This window comes from Halocynthiibacter sp. (assembly GCF_049608145.1).
In the GTDB taxonomy this organism is placed as follows: domain Bacteria; phylum Pseudomonadota; class Alphaproteobacteria; order Rhodobacterales; family Rhodobacteraceae; genus Halocynthiibacter.
The window spans coordinates 35,413-51,741 of record NZ_JBMYXF010000015.1; the positions used below are offsets into that span (position 1 = coordinate 35,413).

13 protein-coding genes are annotated in these 16,329 nt (G+C 54.2%); 4 read left to right on the forward strand and 9 right to left on the reverse strand.

What is annotated here, in order from left to right; all coding sequences use genetic code 11:
• Window positions 1-4 precede the first annotated feature (4 nt).
• The 3 genes from ACPGUT_RS06860 to ACPGUT_RS06870 form a co-directional block, all read right to left on the reverse strand.
• Complete coding sequence (locus ACPGUT_RS06860) at window positions 5-520, reverse strand: TRAP transporter small permease (protein WP_423989715.1); 516 nt, start codon at window positions 518-520, stop codon at window positions 5-7.
• A 115-nt stretch (window positions 521-635) separates the two neighbouring features.
• Window positions 636-1,613: a TRAP transporter substrate-binding protein gene (locus ACPGUT_RS06865; RefSeq protein ID WP_423989717.1), complete on the reverse strand. Its 978-nt coding sequence runs from the start codon at window positions 1,611-1,613 to the stop codon at window positions 636-638.
• A gap of 61 nt (window positions 1,614-1,674) precedes the next feature.
• Window positions 1,675-2,922, reverse strand: a complete 1,248-nt coding sequence (locus tag ACPGUT_RS06870; RefSeq protein ID WP_423989719.1) for an NAD(P)/FAD-dependent oxidoreductase — start codon at window positions 2,920-2,922, stop codon at window positions 1,675-1,677.
• 166 nt (window positions 2,923-3,088) lie between these two features.
• Between ACPGUT_RS06870 and ACPGUT_RS06875 the strand changes: the two genes are divergently transcribed.
• Window positions 3,089-4,030 (forward strand): LysR family transcriptional regulator, encoded by a 942-nt coding sequence (locus ACPGUT_RS06875; RefSeq protein WP_423989721.1) that lies wholly within the window; start codon window positions 3,089-3,091, stop codon window positions 4,028-4,030.
• Here the strand turns inward: ACPGUT_RS06875 and ACPGUT_RS06880 are convergent.
• Window positions 3,982-5,673 (reverse strand): thiamine pyrophosphate-binding protein, encoded by a 1,692-nt coding sequence (locus ACPGUT_RS06880; RefSeq protein WP_423989723.1) that lies wholly within the window; start codon window positions 5,671-5,673, stop codon window positions 3,982-3,984. The genes ACPGUT_RS06875 and ACPGUT_RS06880 overlap by 49 nt on opposite strands.
• 168 nt (window positions 5,674-5,841) lie before the next feature.
• On the opposite strand from ACPGUT_RS06880, the gene ACPGUT_RS06885 reads away from it, so the two are divergent.
• Window positions 5,842-6,537: a GntR family transcriptional regulator gene (locus ACPGUT_RS06885; protein ID WP_423989725.1), complete on the forward strand. Its 696-nt coding sequence runs from the start codon at window positions 5,842-5,844 to the stop codon at window positions 6,535-6,537.
• A 6-nt stretch (window positions 6,538-6,543) separates the two neighbouring features.
• Here the strand turns inward: ACPGUT_RS06885 and ACPGUT_RS06890 are convergent, their stop codons facing one another.
• The 4 genes from ACPGUT_RS06890 to ACPGUT_RS06905 form a co-directional block, all read right to left on the reverse strand.
• Window positions 6,544-7,299: an aspartate/glutamate racemase family protein gene (locus ACPGUT_RS06890; protein WP_423989727.1), complete on the reverse strand. Its 756-nt coding sequence runs from the start codon at window positions 7,297-7,299 to the stop codon at window positions 6,544-6,546.
• A 97-nt stretch (window positions 7,300-7,396) separates the two neighbouring features.
• Window positions 7,397-8,368: a glucokinase gene (locus ACPGUT_RS06895; RefSeq protein WP_423989729.1), complete on the reverse strand. Its 972-nt coding sequence runs from the start codon at window positions 8,366-8,368 to the stop codon at window positions 7,397-7,399.
• 47 nt (window positions 8,369-8,415) lie between these two features.
• On the reverse strand, window positions 8,416-9,480 hold the full coding sequence (locus ACPGUT_RS06900) for a ParB/RepB/Spo0J family partition protein (RefSeq protein WP_423989731.1): 1,065 nt from the start codon (window positions 9,478-9,480) through the stop codon (window positions 8,416-8,418).
• Entirely contained in the window at window positions 9,480-10,856 is a 1,377-nt protein-coding gene (locus tag ACPGUT_RS06905; RefSeq protein WP_423989733.1) for an AAA family ATPase, read from the reverse strand. Before ACPGUT_RS06905 ends, ACPGUT_RS06900 begins: the two co-directional genes overlap by 1 nt.
• A 587-nt stretch (window positions 10,857-11,443) precedes the next feature.
• On the opposite strand from ACPGUT_RS06905, the gene ACPGUT_RS06910 reads away from it, so the two are divergent.
• Entirely contained in the window at window positions 11,444-12,733 is a 1,290-nt protein-coding gene (locus ACPGUT_RS06910) for a replication initiation protein (RefSeq protein WP_423989735.1), read from the forward strand.
• Between the two features lie 69 nt (window positions 12,734-12,802).
• The gene (locus ACPGUT_RS06915; protein ID WP_423989737.1) at window positions 12,803-13,885 is read left to right on the forward strand and encodes a Fic family protein; all 1,083 of its coding nucleotides are present in this window, start codon (window positions 12,803-12,805) and stop codon (window positions 13,883-13,885) included.
• Between the two features lies 1 nt (window position 13,886).
• Here the strand turns inward: ACPGUT_RS06915 and ACPGUT_RS06920 are convergent, their stop codons facing one another.
• On the reverse strand, window positions 13,887-16,211 hold the full coding sequence (locus tag ACPGUT_RS06920) for a Tex family protein (RefSeq protein WP_423989754.1): 2,325 nt from the start codon (window positions 16,209-16,211) through the stop codon (window positions 13,887-13,889).
• Window positions 16,212-16,329 lie beyond the last annotated feature (118 nt).

The following is a 16,329-nucleotide window of genomic DNA, read 5'->3' on the forward strand; positions in this document are numbered from 1 at the left end:
GCGCTTACTCCGCCGTATCAAGGGATCCATCGGACATGCCGTGTTTCCCTGTGAAAATCAGTTGAACCAGATGGTCGATGAATGAGATCGCCAGAATGATCGTGCCGATGCACATCAGAATCTGCGGGATCCACATCGGGGTCGCGTCTTGCCCCGGACTGATGTCATTCCAGCGCCAAGATCCATAGGTCATGTTGATCGCGTAATAGGCAAACATCACCGACAGGATCGCACCGATGCCAAAGCACCAGATCTCACCCCAGCGGCGGAAACGTCCCATCGCGCCCAAAAGCAAATTCACACGAATATGGCTGCCGTGGTTCAGCGCATAGGCAAAGGCCAGAAACGATGCCCCTGCCATGCAGTAACCGGCATAGTCCGGCGCACCCACAAAAACTTCACCTGTCCAGCGCGCAACCATCTGCACCACGATCAGTACAAGGATGCCAATCAAACAGAGCGAGGCCAAAATCCCCCCCGTCAGATACAAGCCATCCAGAGCCTTACGAATACTGCTCATCTTAATCCTCCCGTCCCCTGACTGCCGCGCGCCCCCGGGCAACAACAGCAGGTTGCGGCGATACACACCGCCGCAACGCTTTTACATTTCTGCCGCAACCGGCAGATAAATGGGCTTAGTCAGCGTTGAACGCGTCAACAATCGCCTGACCTGCGTCACCGGTATTTTCCAGCCACTCATTGGTCATGATCACACCGAATTCTTTCAGCTCAGCGGTCAAAGTGTCGCCAGCCGGGCCAACAGACATACCATTTTTCGCAAGCTCATTCAGGGTGAAATCGGTGTATTGAACAGAACGCCAATCCCCAGCATATTCCGCCAAAGTCGCACAGCCGTTGATCACATTCTGGGTGCTTTCTTCCAGACCATTCCAAGCGTCAGCGTTCACCAGAACATAGTTGCGCGGCAGCCAAGCATCCACTTCATAGAAATGTGTCAGGCTTTCCCAAACCTGGCGGTCATAGCCAGTGGAACCAGATGACACCATGGATTCAGCAACACCGGTTGCAAAAGCCTGGCTAATTTCAGCGGCCTCAATCTGAACCGGCAACATGCCAGACAGTTCTGCCAGACGTGCCGTCGCGTTGTTATAAGACCGGAACTTCAGACCCGCCATGTCGGCAACAGAATTCACCTCTTTGTTGAAATACAGACCCTGCGCTGGCCATGGCACAGCATACAGCAGATGCAGGTTTTGTTCTGCCAGCAGTTCTGTCAGCGGGCCACGGGCCGCATCCCACAGTTTTTCACTGTCTTCAAAAGATGTGGCCAGGAACGGAATGGAATCAAAGCCAAACAGCGCGTTTTCATTCTGGTGACCAGACAGCAGACGTTCACCAATGTTGACCTGACCGGTCTGAATCGCGCGTTTGATTTCGCCACCCGCAAACAGGGAACCGCCTGGGTGCGTCACGATCTCAAGATCGCCACCGGTGCCCGCAGTCACACAGGCCGCAAATTCAGCGCCGGTTGCGGAATGAAAGTTGGTCGCAGAATACGCCATTGGCATATCCCAGGTTTCAGCCGCCGCACCGAATGTGGTCAGCGCCGTTGCCGCAAGACCTGCAGCGATTGTTTTGGTTACTTTGGACATTTGTAGTTCTCCCTTTGGTTTTCGTAATTTGCCGGATATTTCCCGGTCATTGTCGTCCCGTTCAGAACCTCCCCGGATCATAAACGGACAAGTCGATATTTTCTTTCTTCCCGGTGATCAGCCCCGCGATAATGCGTGCGGTTTTCGGGCCGGCCGTCAAACCGATATGATGGTGACCAAATCCCGCAAAGACACCTGTGTTCCCCACTTCCCCAATCAACGGCAGACTGTCTGTTGTTGCCGGACGATGGCCCAGCCAGGGCACTTCCTCGGAATATTCCAGATCGGGAAAGTATTCTTTCACCTTACGGCGCAGAAACTTCAGGGGCCCGTCAGACATTTTGTCGTTCAACCCGCCAAACTCTACGGTTCCAGCACAGCGTAACCCGTCTTGCATCGGCGTGGCTACAAATTTCCCCATGGACATCATCATGGGGATTTTTGGCATCTGAGTGGGGTTCTTAAACATGATGTGATAGCCGCGTTCGCTTTCGATCGGCACCTTCAGGCCCAACTTATCCGTCAGGGCCTTTGACCAGCTGCCCGTTGCCAGAACCACTTTATCACAAGCAAGTTCGCCCTGATCCGTCACCACGGCCGTGACTTTCCCGTCGGTCAAAGTCACGTCCTTGACGTCGCCCTGACGGAATTCAGCGCCCAGCTTTTGCGCCTCTTTCGCAAGGGCCGCCACATAACCACCAGGGTCGCGCACATAACCATGATCGCGCATCAACGCCAAACAGTTCAGATTTTTCGCCAACATCGGCTCAAAATCATGCACATCCTGGCCTTCAATGATCTCAGGCACAAAACCCGCTTCGCGCCGCAATTCCCAAGTATAGGCATCGGCTTCAAACCCGGCGCGATCCTTATACACAAAGGTATAATCAGAATTCACGGTCCATTCCGCAGCTTCAGTGCCTTTGGTCAGGGCTTCGTGTTGATCCACCGTGTCATGGGTAATTCCGGTCAAACCATGGGCAATGCGACGCGTGTCTTTGTCATTCGCATGAGACAGATATTTCAGCAGCCAAGGGGTCAGCTTCGGCAGATAAGACCAGCGCAGGAACAGCGGAAATTCCGGATCAAACAACAATTTCGGCGCTTTTGGGATCATGCCCGGATAGGTCACCGGCGCAACCGAACAGGCCGCCAGCACGCCAGCATTGCCAAAGGATGTCGCGCTGCGATCCCCCGGGGCTGTGCGATCAACCACGGTCACATTCACGCCTTCGCGCCGCAACCAGATCGCGGCAGAAACGCCAACAATGCCACCACCAATCACAACAACAGATTGTTGTTCAGTCATACGCAGGCCCCTGTTTACACATGCGTGCAATGCCATCTTATTTCTGTAAAATTCGGCAACATCGCGATCATTTCTTTGTTTGTTGAACCCAGATCGTGCCAAGCCCGTCACATCATTTCAAATATTAATTTGTGGCAAGCTCATCATTAAATGTTATACCAGCACCATGTCACTTCGCTTTCGCCAACTTCAGGCCTTTCATGCCATCGTCGAAACCGGCACCGTCACCGGTGCGGCCGACCAACTGGGCATTTCCCAGCCAGGGATTTCCAATCTTCTGTCGCAGCTTGAACGCCAAACACGCCTGAAACTGTTTGAACGCAGCAAGGGTCGGCTGATTCCCACACCAGAAGCGGGCGTTCTGTATCAGGAAATTGACACGGTTGTGCGGGGTTTAGACCACGTGGCCCAGGCCGTAACAGACCTACAAAACAAACAGGCGGGTCAGTTGCAGGTCGCCTCTCCGCATTCCCTATCCTTTGGCCTGATGCCAAAACTGATTGCTGAATTCTCTGCGGATAAGCCGGATCTGTCGATTGCCTTCCAGTCAAACTATTCCTCAAAGGTGCAGGAATGGGTGCTCGCCGGTCTGTTCGAAGTCGGGATCTGTGAATTGCCGATTCTTTACGATGCGCTGGACACAGAGCTTTTTCAGTTTGAAACCGTCTGCGCCCTGCCCGAAAACAGCCCGCTGGCCCGCCATGACGTGCTGACGCCAGACATTCTCGAAGACGAACCCTTTGTCGTCATGGGCCCCGATCATATGACCCACCGTCGCACACGCGAAGCCTTTCACAACGCGGGCAAACGCTGGCGCACCCGTGTGCATTCGCATCTGTTTAAAAACAATCTCAGCTTTGTCAAAGAAGGCATGGGCGTGTCCCTACTTGATCCATTCGTTGTGCATTTTGACCGCGAAGGCGGTTTCGTCACCCGCCCGTTTCGCCCAGCCGTGACAATCGAACTGGCAATCATCACGTCAAAAGCCCGACCGTTATCCACGATCGGGCAAGAGTTTCGCAAAATCCTGTCAGCCGAAATGAAGGCCTTCGGGAAAAATCAGCCCATCCAACGGCGCACAGGTGCGGCGGTCTCTTCCAACGGCTGACAGATCACGTCGATCAGGGTTGGTCCATCATGGGCAAAGGCTTCTTTCATCACGCCGTCCAGATCTTCGGCTTTCTCAACACGCCAGGACTTCACGCCAAAGGCTTCGGCCACAGCCGCCTGATTGGTGCGGTTGAAATCCACGTTGTAATACCGCTTGTCGCAATCGTCCCGCTGGCTGGCTTTGATCCAACCAAAGCTCGCGTTGGAAAACACGATATAGGTCACCGGCACATTGTGGCGCACGATGGTTTCCAATTCACCGCATGCAAAGGCAAAGGATCCGTCCCCCATCATGGCGACAACCTTTTTGTCCTGCGCGCCAAACCACGCCCCGGCCGCAGCAGACAGGGAATAACCCAAAGCGCCATGCGCCCGGTTGGTGATATATTGACGGCCTGGGAATTTTTGCTGTGAATAGGCGTTGTAATAGGGGCAGCTCGTGCCCGGATCAGAAACCACAATCCCATCATCCGGCAGGTTCGCATTCAGCGCCGTGATGATCTGTTCCGGGATGATCATATCGGTTTCGCTGGCCGCGAGCGCGTTGAACTTCGCGAATTTACGTTCCTTGATATCCGCGATCTGGGCCGCTGCGCCAAACTGTGGAACATCGCCGTCGCGGGCGTCCAGATATGCATTCACCGCCGCCAAAGACAGCTTCAAATCTGCAACCACACCCACTTCGGTTGGATAATTCGCGCCAATCACCATCGGGTCATTGTCGAAATGCACGATCCGCTGGCCAGGTTTCGGCGCTTCCCAACGGGATGTGGTTGTAGACCCCGCACGCGCCCCCATAAACACAACAAGATCAGCGGCTTCCATCATTTCCCAGGTCTCATCCGTGCCGCCGTTTGACCCAACAACACCCAAGGATTGCGGATGCGCATCCGCCAAAGACCCTTTGCCAGAAATCGAAGTCGCAACCGCAATATCAAGACGGCTTGCCAGTTTGGCCAGATCATCCATCGCGCCCGCAATCACAACGCCACCACCGCACACAATCAGTGGCTTTTTCGCGCTCAAGATCGCTTCAACCGCCGCCGCAGCCGCACCAGGTTCAGGCGCTGCACGATACGCGGGATATGACTGGTGCTTTTCATCGCCCCAGATGTCATCCGTCGGCACATCATCATACTGAATGTCATATGGCAGGCCCAAATGCGCAGAACCGGACCGGCCTGTGGTCATGGCGCGGAACGCCTGGCGCACCATACGCGGGATGTGATCTGCGCGTTTGATCACGGTGTTGAACTTGGTCAGCGGCGCCATCAAGGCCTCTTGATTCACCTCGGTTAACGGGTATTTCCCGTAGGATCCGACCGAAATATCTGTGGTGATCGCAAGCACCGCATAAGAGCTTTCGTTCGCCTCAATCAGGCCTGGCAGAATATAGGTCGCACCACCACCAGACGGGCCTTCACACACGCCAGGTTTCCCCGTCACACGGGAATAGCCATCCGCCATATAAGTAGCCGAACGTTCATCGCGGGTCAGAATATGGGTGATGTTGTGATCCAGATTGTGCATCGCGTCGTAAAACGGCAGGGTCGTGTCACCGCACAGGCCAAAAATATGTTTTACCCCATGCGCTTCCAGTGAACGCACCATCGCTTCCGCACCATTCATCGTATTCTTCAAGGCATCATCCCCCGGATGTCATCACGGCGGATTGGCCGCATGTGGTTTTAAGTTGCATTCCAAACTGTATACAGTTCTGTCGAAAATTGTGAAGACAAATTTTTATTTTCCTTTTCACAGCCCCCTCCCCCGGTGTAAAAGCCTTAAAAACCAAGGGGCGGATTTAGAATGGCAGATCAAGGCAGCAGCGTAGATCGCGTGTATGCGACGCTTCGTGACATGGCGATTAACTTTGATTTCAAACCCGGCGAGCGTCTGAATGAAACGCATCTGACATCAAAGCTAAACGTCAGCCGCACCCCTTTGCGCGAAGCCCTAAATCGCCTAGTCGCCGAAGGTTTTCTGACACTGGCAAAGGGACAAGGTTTTTTCTGTCGCGCCCTCAGCCCGGAACAGATCTTAGAACTGTATCAGCTGCGTTGTGCCCTAGAAACCGAAGCCCTGCGCCACGGCATTGACCGTGCCTCTGACGCGGAAATAACCGATTTCTGCACCTACCTGGACGCCACCGAAAAGACATATGACAGCTGCGATGATCTGACAGAGCTGTTGAAAATGGACGAAGAATTCCACATGCGTCTGGCCGGGCTGTCTGGCAACAATGAACTTTGCCGAATGCTGAACAATGTGAACGAACGCATCCGCTATGTGCGCCTTGTCAATCTGCGGCAATTGCGTGGGATGGATCGCACAGAGGCCGGTGAAAACACGTTTCTATCCGCCCATCGCACCATCGCAAACGCAGTTCAGAACCGCGACACCCAAGCGGCCCTCATCGCGTTGCGCGCCCATATTGAACGGCGCAGCGAACAGACGATCGAACTGGTTCGCCTCGCCTATTCGCAACTCTATGTGCCGTCGTAATAGGCTCTAACGCAGGCCAATTCCCGGTTTTGGGTCATCCAGGCCATGCGCGAACCGATCTGGCACAAGGCTTTCGTGGAACCATTTCAGATAGCTATAGATCGAAAACACAGGCAACCCGGTTTCACGCCGCACATCCGCCGCATAGGGCGTCATATTGGTGCATTCCAAGACAATCGCGCCCAGTTCCGGATGCGCTTTTACAAAATCCCGGGCCGCCGTGATCATATCGTCCCGACAAGCGGCAAAATCGATCTGTGGCGCATCTCCCAGAATGTCCCGGGTGAACACAGACCCGCCTTCCGTGCCCCACACCGGCGTATCCAACGCGACACCTGCAGCTTCGAGATGGCGATCGGTCAGGGTTTCCTTTGAAATCGTCAGAATGCCCGCCCGCTTGCCCGGTGGCAGCATCGATTGCACCATAGGCACCTGCATCAGTGAAGACGTGGCGACGGGCACAGGAACGGCTTCTGTCAGCTGATCCTGCACAATCGCCAGAAAGCCACAGTTGGTTGTGATCCCGTCACAGCCGCTGGCGACCAAATCCTTCGCCGCCTCGATGAATTTATCGACCAGCAAACGCGCATCACCGCGCACAACATTTTCCGGATTCGCCCCGCGCACAACCCGATATTGCACCGGAAATGGCCAGGTCGTGGCATTGCCAATATCACCAGGAATACGTGGAAACTGGGTTTCCAGCATCAGGATACCCAGATTGGCCCCATAAACGGTTTTTCCGCCATATTCAGTTTTCATAATGCTGCATCCCTTCTGCCGGCAAAACCAGTATGTATTTTCGTGCTCAACACTGTATACAATTCTAGAGAAGTCAAGATGCACCCGCCCTTTGGGGTTAGACAGCGACCCGCGATGTCAGGAAATTCCGCGCGCCAAGCAACCCGAAATCGTCATTCTGATACAGATGCACAGGCATTTGTCCACGCCAGCCCGTGTGACGCCCCCCGGCGTTAAACGCACCGATAAAGGCATCATCAAACAGCCAAGGATTTCGCAAAGCCACCCCACCCGTTACAAACACACCACCACGTGCATTCAGTGTCAGCGCAAAATCACCCGCCAAACTGCCCAGAAAACGTCGGAACATTTCCGTTGCGATACCTGCCACGGGATCAGAACCATCGCGCCCCTGCGCCAAAACATCTTCGGCCTTCTCACACAAAACCGGTTCAGACCGCACCTGTGCAATCGCCCGATATAACACAGGTAATCCAGTGCCAGACAGGATCGCTTCTGCTTCAATTGCCAGCCCATGCCCAATCTGAATTTCGGGCCAGATCGCAATCATCTGCTCAAAATAATCCACGTCCTCACGGCTTTCCGGGGCAAGGCGCACATGTCCCCCTTCCCCCGCAATAACATGTGGCCGACCATCCGCATACATCATGGCACCAACGCCCAGACCCGTGCCCGGACCTATGATCAACCGCCCCTGATCACATGATGCAAAGCCACCCTGCAACGTCTGCACATCATCGGCGCTCACCGTTGCCAACGACCATGCCGCCCCTTCAAAATCATTCAAAATATGCACGTCATCCGTGCCACAGGCCTGCGCAAGATCGTCACAAGAAAACCCCTGCCCCGCATTGGTCAGGCGCACGGACCGATCCTGCACAACACCTGCGGCGGCCACGGCAACCGATAGGGGCGACGTCCCCTGCCCTGCGATGAACGCGCGACAGGCCTCTGGGAAATGCAACCCGCCGGCAGAGCTGAACCTGTGCTGCGCATAGATTTCACCCGCATCAGAAACCCCCGCCAGACGCATATTGGTCCCGCCAACATCCGCAACCAAATTCCACATATTCCGCGCCCTGCCCTTCATATCCGTGAACGTTCGCCGAGTTCAGATCAACCGTCAGACTGTAACGCAGCCTGAATCAGATCCGCAATTTCTGCTGCTTTTTCCTCAGTCAGGGTCGCGCCTTTGACTTCGAACTTGGCAGCATTTGCAGACAATGTCACCTGCAGCGCCTGTGCATCCGACAGTTTGCGCGGGGGCAACCGGCGAATTTCACTTGGGCGCCCCCCACGAGATGGACGTTTTTCAACGTCATTCTGAGAGGACAACCAAGTATCAATTCTCGCCCATTCCCCCATAGGATCTTCGACAGTATCCGCGCCCAACGCCGTTCGAAGCGCTTCGACATTTCCGTTGCGCAATCCCGCCGCCAGTTTTAGCCCATTCTTTTCAGACAGGCTTGCAGGGAACTGCAACAGGTCGCCCAGCATTTCATGGATCAGGGCAAAACTGCGCACCTTTGATCGCTTGGCTTTTGACACCGAGGCAAACAGCGCATCCACCGCATCCGCAACCGAAGCAAACGCGCCTTGCCCCACAGCCAGTACAGAAATCCGGCCACGTTCATATGGCGTCAGGTCTGCACGGATTTCGTTTTCTTCCACCATATTGATATAGGCGTCGGCACTGGCCGCGCCCGGACGCACAAAGGCGGGTATCTTTTCAAAATAGATCTGATCCTGCGCCAGTTTTTTGAACGCTTTCAGGCGACGAAATCCCGAAATCAGGCCATAGCCTTCTTCGATTTTCACGACCTCGATGGGGCTACGCAATCCATGTGCCAAAAGGGATGCTTCCAGTTCCGCCATCTCATCCGCATTTTCCTGCATGCGGTCACGCCGGATGTGTGTTTCGTCAATGTCATCCAGCGCGATATGTTCGGCAACCAGACCCGCCGTCTGTGCCGCATAGTATTTTTCGGCATCCGCTTCGGTGCGGGCAAGGGCGGCGCGATCCGTCACTTGTTCCATCGCAGCCAAAGCAGCGGCCTCGCCCGCGACCTGGGCAATCGGTGGAACCATGGATTTTGTTTCCAGAGGTTTCGTCGCGAAACCGTCTTCTAGCGCATTCAGCGTATTTTCGTCGGGTGCAACAAGGCGTCTGCGTCGGGCCATTATTCATTCTCCATATTTGCGTCACGCCACCAGCTGCCGATCAAAAGTTCCTTGAACTCGGCGTAGGTCTGATCAAAAGCTTCGCGCCCGCGCACATAAGTATCACGGTTAAAATCGCGGTAATCCGCTTCGTAGATCCCATTCACCTGTTCCCCGGCCTGACCAACCAGCGCTGTGAAATCCTGACGATAGGCATTCATGAAATCGCCAAAATAGGCCTGAATGACATTCGCCATATCCGTTTGCTGACTAGCATCAAAACGCGTGATAATCGCCCGCACTACATCCCATTCGAACTTAATCTCAGGTAAACCTGCCGCGCGTTGCAGGGCGTTTTCACCATCTTCGATCGAGGCAAATGTTGTATAGAGCATGTCAAAGAAACGCCCCGTTGAATCAAATTCCAGAAAGGATGCGCCAAGCGGAACCAGCAAGATATCAGCCGCAGCCAAAGCGTTGATCGTTAAGTATCCAAGGGCAGGGGGCGTATCCAGCAACACGATATCATATTCATCCAGGATGCCTTCGTCTTCCAGAAAGTTTGTCAAACCGTCCCAAAGCGCCCAGGATTTAAGCCCCATGCGCCAGACCGGGATCTGAAATTCGGCCCAGTATAGGTTCAGCTGTGCCCCAATCAGATCAATGTTGGGCCAGTGGGTTTTCTGGATGACGTTTCGCGGCGAAACCTCCAGCGCTTCCTTCAGGGTTTCATCAAGCGGGATCTCTGGCTGTGATTTTGCACGGCGGACTTCGTTTTCGGCAGTGACCGCCCTTGCGTAATCTTTCGCAAGAAGAGGGAAGACCGTAGACCATTCATCCGGGACAGTGCCGCCCATGATCGACGTCATAGAACCCTGGCTATCCAGATCGATGACCAGAACTTTATATCCGTCAAGGGCTGCGGACATGGCAAGATGTGCGGCGGTAGACGTTTTGCCAACGCCCCCTTTGAAATTGGCAACCGCGGCAACTTTCGCGGGCATGCCTTCGGGGCGATAGGGCAGGTATTCTTTGGTGCTGACACCCTCTGCCGCAAAATGTGTGCGCAAAGAAAGAACCTCTTCCAATGTGAACCACTTCGAACCGCTTTCGCCTTCGCCCTGAGGTAAGTCAGGATTGGCTTTTAACACGCGACGCAAATGTGCGGGTGCAACGGGAATCAGGTATTTTGTAATTTCCCAAATCGAAAACTTTCGCAGGCGTTTTTCGCCATCAGGGGCATAGCCGCGACGGGCCAGGTCTTCGCGTCCGCGTGTGCAGAAAGCTGCGGCTTTTGCGAATCGTTGGGTATCGATAGGATCAGGTAACTTCTTTGCAGATGCTTCGGGATCGAGATTTTGATATGGGGGCAGGGGGGGCTGATTTGTTTTGCTCACTTCCGGGACCCTTTGTGATGTGCTCGGTTTTTTCGAATATCTCAATGAATAGCGCACATAATTATGCCTGACCAGTATTCTCTGGCTAGCGGTGCCATTAATGATGTGTAGATCGGGTACTTTTGGCCTTATTCAGTATATATGAAGAGAAAAACACAGATAAACAGTATAAGAATCTTTTAGTACTTTAAGATATTTACGCCACAGATATGATTGTTAATCAACGTGTTAGGCATGTTTGGGGACCTCAGTTCAGGACGAAGGGAACCAATATCCGGGATGAAAGGGACCCACTTACGGGACAAAGGGGACCCGTAATCAGGGAGTAAGGAACCGATTCTCAGGATCGGCAAATTCCCTTAAACAGACCCTATTTTGCGGTATAATAGACCCTATATGATCATGTCGTCTGGAAAAGTGAACCTGTAGAACGCGGTGAAAAACGGAATTTTGGACTAAAGGAACCCGGTTACGGTACGGGCAAACAGCTGTACATTCTCTCGACCGATCTCGTGTTGGGGCACCCATAGGTGACTTGAAGGTGGGTACCTGATATGTAATATTCAGGCGAGCAGAAAAGAAATGATATGGCGAAACAACCGCTTGATCCCCAGCAATTGTCCGGAGCGCTCCGGCGAGAAACAGTGCGCAAGAATGTGGCTGCGATTCACATTTCGGGGAAGTTGTCTTTGCTGCAGCGGAAACTGTCGAATGTATTGCTGCTGAATGCTTATGATACGTTAACAACCGCGCCGTCCCATACAATTGATGCGCGTACGCTTGCGATGATGGTCGGATATAATTCCAATGATATGGATACGCTGCGCGCCAGTTTGCGGGCCCTGGCGGAGACGGTTGCGGAATGGGACATGCTGGATGAAGAGGGCCGTCAGGAATGGGGTGTGTCTTCGCTGTTGTCATTTGCACGGCTTAAAGGCGGGGTATGCGAATATTCCTATTCATCTGCGCTGGCCGAAAAACTGCATGATCCCAAAATCTATGCGCTGATTAATGTGAATATTCAGCGCAATTTTTCGTCTGGTCACGGGCTGGCATTGTATGAGAATTGCTATCGTTTTGTGCGCACGGGTTCGACGGGCTGGTGGACGCTGGATGTGTTTCGGAAACTGATGGGGATTGATGACAGCGCGTATTACCAGAGCTTTAAGCATCTGAACGCGAAGATCATCAAACCTGCGGTGAAAGAGGTGAACAACAGTTCCGACATCGTGATTGAACCAGAGTTTCGCAAAAAGGGGCGTGCGGTGACGGATATTCGTTTTCTGATCCGTGAGAACCCGCAACTGGCGATGTTTGATATCGATGATGGTGACGGCTTGCGTAAGGAACCAGTTTATCAGGAATTGTTGAAACAGGGTGTTTCAGATCGGCTGAGCCGCCAGTGGATTGCCGAACATGGCGCGGATTATGTCGGGAAAAAACTGGAATATGTGAAAGGGCAGGGGGATGTAAAATCTGTGCCCGGATATCTGAGTGCGGCCCTGCGTGATGACTATGTTCAGGCGGAGGTGCGCAAAGAACAGGCCCCGGCAGCCAGCCCCGAAGCGATTGAGAAAGCTGCATTGCGTGCAGAAGCAGAACGTCTGAAAACCCGTGAAGAAGATGCCCGCTATGCACAAAGTCAGAAGCGTAAGGCATTGTTTGCATTGGTGTCTGAATTGGCAGCGGCGCGAACGCCGACCCAAAGGGATGCGGACAAACGGTTGTTTTTGAATGGGTTGAAAGATCCGATGGATCGGCGCGAATTTGAACGCCTGGGCTGGGTGTCTGCCCTAAATGCCAGCGCCATTTTCGATTTCTGGCGTGAACTTGCCCCTGATGCATTCGCCGAAATCGAGGGCAGTGGATCCGTTTGAGGTGCTTTTGATCTTTAATCGCCTCATAATTTTGTTGAAATTGAGGCGATTAATGGCCATATTTACCTCATGAAACATATTTGGGCCTCTCCACATTGGCCGGATTTCCGGTATGACCGTCTTGCTGTCGAAGCACCGCTTGCGGCGGCAATGGAAGCTGTGGGGGAAGTGAATGGCCTGATGTCTGGGCTTGATGCGGGGCAGAAAAATGCGCTGGACCTGTCACATCGGGTGCAAGAGGCGATTGCGTCTTTTGGGATTGAAGGTGTGCAGCTTGAGGCGCGGGATGTCGAGGCGTCGGTGATTGCATCGATGAAATATCGCGGAGCCGCGGATATCACCCGGCGTTCCGATGCGGTGGCGCAATTGATGCTGGCCGCACGTGATCTTGCCGCGCCGATGACAGCGGAAATTTTGGGGGACTGGCACCGGCTTTTGTTCTTTGGGATCGAAGTCGAAGACCCGGGGCAATGGCGGCGGTTTGACATTGATATTGTCCGTTCCGCTGTGGCCGGGTCGGATGATGTCTTATACAAAGCCCCGCCACCAGATCGTGTCGCGCTTGAAATGGAACAGTTTTTGGACTGGCTGAATACAGATCGCGCGATGTCTGCCCCGGTTAAAGCGGCGATTGGGCATTTGTGGTTTGAATCTGTGCATCCATTTTCCGATGGCAACGGGCGGATCGGACGGGCGTTGATCGAATATACGTTTGCCGGGGTGCGTGCCCTGCCGTTTTCTTTGTCGCGTCAAATTGAGCGTGACAAAAAAGGGTATTACGCAGCGCTTCAGGCCGGGCGGCAGGAAGGGCAGGGGGGCATTGACGCGGGTCCGTTTATTGTCTGGTTCTTGCAGACTTTGAAAGATGCGGCTGATCATGCCCGGGACGAAGCCCTGTTTTTGATCCGACGGAACCAATTTTTCCAGACCTATGCGCAGGTTCTGAATGCAAGGCAGGACAAGGTTTTACGCCTGGTGTTTGCGGGCGGTGCGGACCGGGTGGCGCAGGGGATCAGCGCAAAAGGCTATCGTAAAATGTCAGGCGCATCCGCCGCCACTGTTTCGCGCGATCTTGCGGCGTTGGAAAATGCGGGGATTGCATCGCGGTCTGAAGCGGGCGGGCGTTCCACCCGCTATCAGATCCGATATTAACCTATTTCTTTTTATTCATGGCGGACAGCAGAGCATCGCCAAAACCACCGGTCTGCTGGGCGGCTGGTTTTTTACTGCGCGGGGCTGCCTGATACTTTTGCTTGCCCTGGGGGCGGTTGCCCGGCGCCGCGTTGGCGGGTTTGTCGGGCGTGGCTTTTGCATCTTTTCGCATGGACAGGGCGATGCGTTTACGGGCGACTTCGACCTCGGTCACCAAGACACGAACAACATCCCCAGCTTTGACCACGTCATGGGGGTCTTTGACGAAACGATCCGCAAGCTGGCTGATATGTACGAGACCATCCTGATGCACGCCGATGTCAACAAAGGCACCAAACGCAGCGACATTGGTGACCGTGCCTTCAAGGCGCATGCCGGGTTTTAGATCGCTGATCGCTTCGACACCTTCGGCAAAACTGGCGGTTTTGAATTCTGGGCGGGGATCACGACCGGGTTTTTCGAGTTCGGCAAAAATGTCTTCAACCGTTGGCAGGCCGAAATTATCGGTGACGAATTGCGCGGGTTTCAGAGATTTCAGCGCGTTGCCTTGCCCCATGATTTCACTGGCGTTTCGACCACTTGCGGATACGATTTTCCGTGCGATATCATAGGCTTCGGGGTGAACCGAAGAGGCGTCCAATGGTTCATCGCCATCACGAATACGCAGAAACCCTGCGGCCTGTTCAAAGGCTTTGGGGCCAAGACCCGCGACCTTAAGAAGGGCTTTGCGTGACGGGAAAGCCCCATGCAGATCGCGGTGGAAGACGATGGCGCTGGCCAATGAGCGGCCAAGACCGGCGACCTGAGCAAGAAGGGGGGCAGAGGCCATGTTCAGATCGACGCCAACTGCGTTCACGGCATCTTCAACGACCGCTTCCAGTGCGGTGGACAGGCGGCGTTGATCGACATCATGCTGATATTGGCCGACGCCGATGCTTTCGGGGGTGATTTTTACGAGTTCCGCCAAAGGATCCTGTAGACGGCGCGCGATAGACACAGCGCCACGCAGGGACACGTCAAGATCAGGGAATTCGTCTGACGCCAATTCAGAGGCAGAATAGACCGATGCGCCGGCCTCGGAGACCACAACTTTCATCGGGGTCTTTGCCGTTTTAGGCAACAATTTCAATGTGTCAGCGACAAGACGTTCGGTTTCGCGGCTGCCTGTGCCATTGCCGACCGCGATCAGTTCAATGTTGTGGCGCGTGATAAGTTCAAGTAGTTTTGCTTCGGATCCGCGCACATCCATTCTGGGTTGGAACGGATAAATCGTTGCTGTGTCCAAAAGCTTGCCCGTGTCATCAACGGCAGCAAGTTTAACGCCTGTGCGGATGCCCGGATCAAGACCCAGCGTGGCCTTGCGACCGGCGGGGGCTGCAAGCAGTAGGTCTTTGAGATTGCGGGAAAAAACTGTGATTGCCTCTTCATGGGCGCGCTGGCGCAGTTCGCCCAAAAGATCCACATACAGCGACATGGAGAACTTGATGCGCCAGGCCCAGCCCGCGACGTTGCGCAGCCATGTGTCGCCCGCGCCGTCACCGGATGTTTCCAGCTGTGCCGCGATCATGCTGATGGCGCGCGGCACGCCTTCGTCGGCATCCGGGGCAATTTCCATCACCACGATTTCTTCTTTTGCGGCGCGCAAAATGGCCAGGGCGCGGTGACCAGCGATATCTGCCCATTTTTCGCGGTGGTCAAAGTAATCAGAGAATTTTGCGCCGTCTTTTTCTTTTCCGGCGATCACGCGCGCGCTGATGAAAGCTTCGCGTTTCATGAAATCACGCAGTTTCCCAACCAGGCCCGCGTGTTCAGACAATTCTTCCGTCAGGATATCACGTGCGCCGTTCAGGGCGTCTTTTGTGGTTTCCACGGTTTCGGAAAGATAAGCGCCTGCAAGGGTTTCTGGATCTGCAGACCGGTCATTTTGAATAGCACGCAACAAAGGTTCAAGACCATTTTCCCGGGCGATCATCGCCTTGGTGCGGCGTTTCGGTTTGTAGGGCAGATAGATGTCTTCAAGCGCGGATTTGCTTTGGGCATTGGCAATGGCGCGGGCCAGATCATCGGTCAGTTTGTCCTGATCGCGGATCGAATTGAGGATCGTTGCGCGTCGCGCTTCCATGTCACGCAGATATGTCAGACGATCGGCCAGAAGACGCAGTTGCGCATCATCCAGACCGCCGGTGACTTCTTTCCGGTAGCGGGCCACAAAAGGCACTGTTGCGCCCTCGTCAAGAAGGGTAACGGCAGCTTTGACTTGTTGAGAGGACGCTGAAATATCGTCTGAAATGGTGCGGAAAATACGATCTTCGACGGCTTGTGACATGGTGGTTTTCAACAGAGGCTCCTGGCTGAATGAACTTGCGTGTTTAGCGGTGTTTGGGATCCGGGCCAAGGCTGTCTTTGTCGGGCACGCAGGATCGGCGGGAAATTTCAGAAATATC

Excerpts from the sequence above, each read along its gene's own strand:
- ACPGUT_RS06860 (WP_423989715.1), bottom strand. The coding sequence starts at position 520 with ATGAGCAGTATTCGTAAGGCTCTGGATGGCTTGTATCTGACGGGGGGG.
- ACPGUT_RS06865 (WP_423989717.1), bottom strand. The coding sequence starts at position 1,613 with ATGTCCAAAGTAACCAAAACAATCGCTGCAGGTCTTGCGGCAACGGCG.
- ACPGUT_RS06870 (WP_423989719.1), bottom strand. The coding sequence starts at position 2,922 with ATGACTGAACAACAATCTGTTGTTGTGATTGGTGGTGGCATTGTTGGC.
- ACPGUT_RS06875 (WP_423989721.1), top strand. The coding sequence starts at position 3,089 with ATGTCACTTCGCTTTCGCCAACTTCAGGCCTTTCATGCCATCGTCGAA.
- ACPGUT_RS06885 (WP_423989725.1), top strand. The coding sequence starts at position 5,842 with ATGGCAGATCAAGGCAGCAGCGTAGATCGCGTGTATGCGACGCTTCGT.
- ACPGUT_RS06890 (WP_423989727.1), bottom strand. The coding sequence starts at position 7,299 with ATGAAAACTGAATATGGCGGAAAAACCGTTTATGGGGCCAATCTGGGT.
- ACPGUT_RS06895 (WP_423989729.1), bottom strand. The coding sequence starts at position 8,368 with ATGTGGAATTTGGTTGCGGATGTTGGCGGGACCAATATGCGTCTGGCG.
- ACPGUT_RS06900 (WP_423989731.1), bottom strand. The coding sequence starts at position 9,480 with ATGGCCCGACGCAGACGCCTTGTTGCACCCGACGAAAATACGCTGAAT.
- ACPGUT_RS06910 (WP_423989735.1), top strand. The coding sequence starts at position 11,444 with ATGGCGAAACAACCGCTTGATCCCCAGCAATTGTCCGGAGCGCTCCGG.
- ACPGUT_RS06915 (WP_423989737.1), top strand. The coding sequence starts at position 12,803 with ATGAAACATATTTGGGCCTCTCCACATTGGCCGGATTTCCGGTATGAC.
- ACPGUT_RS06920 (WP_423989754.1), bottom strand. The coding sequence starts at position 16,211 with ATGTCACAAGCCGTCGAAGATCGTATTTTCCGCACCATTTCAGACGAT.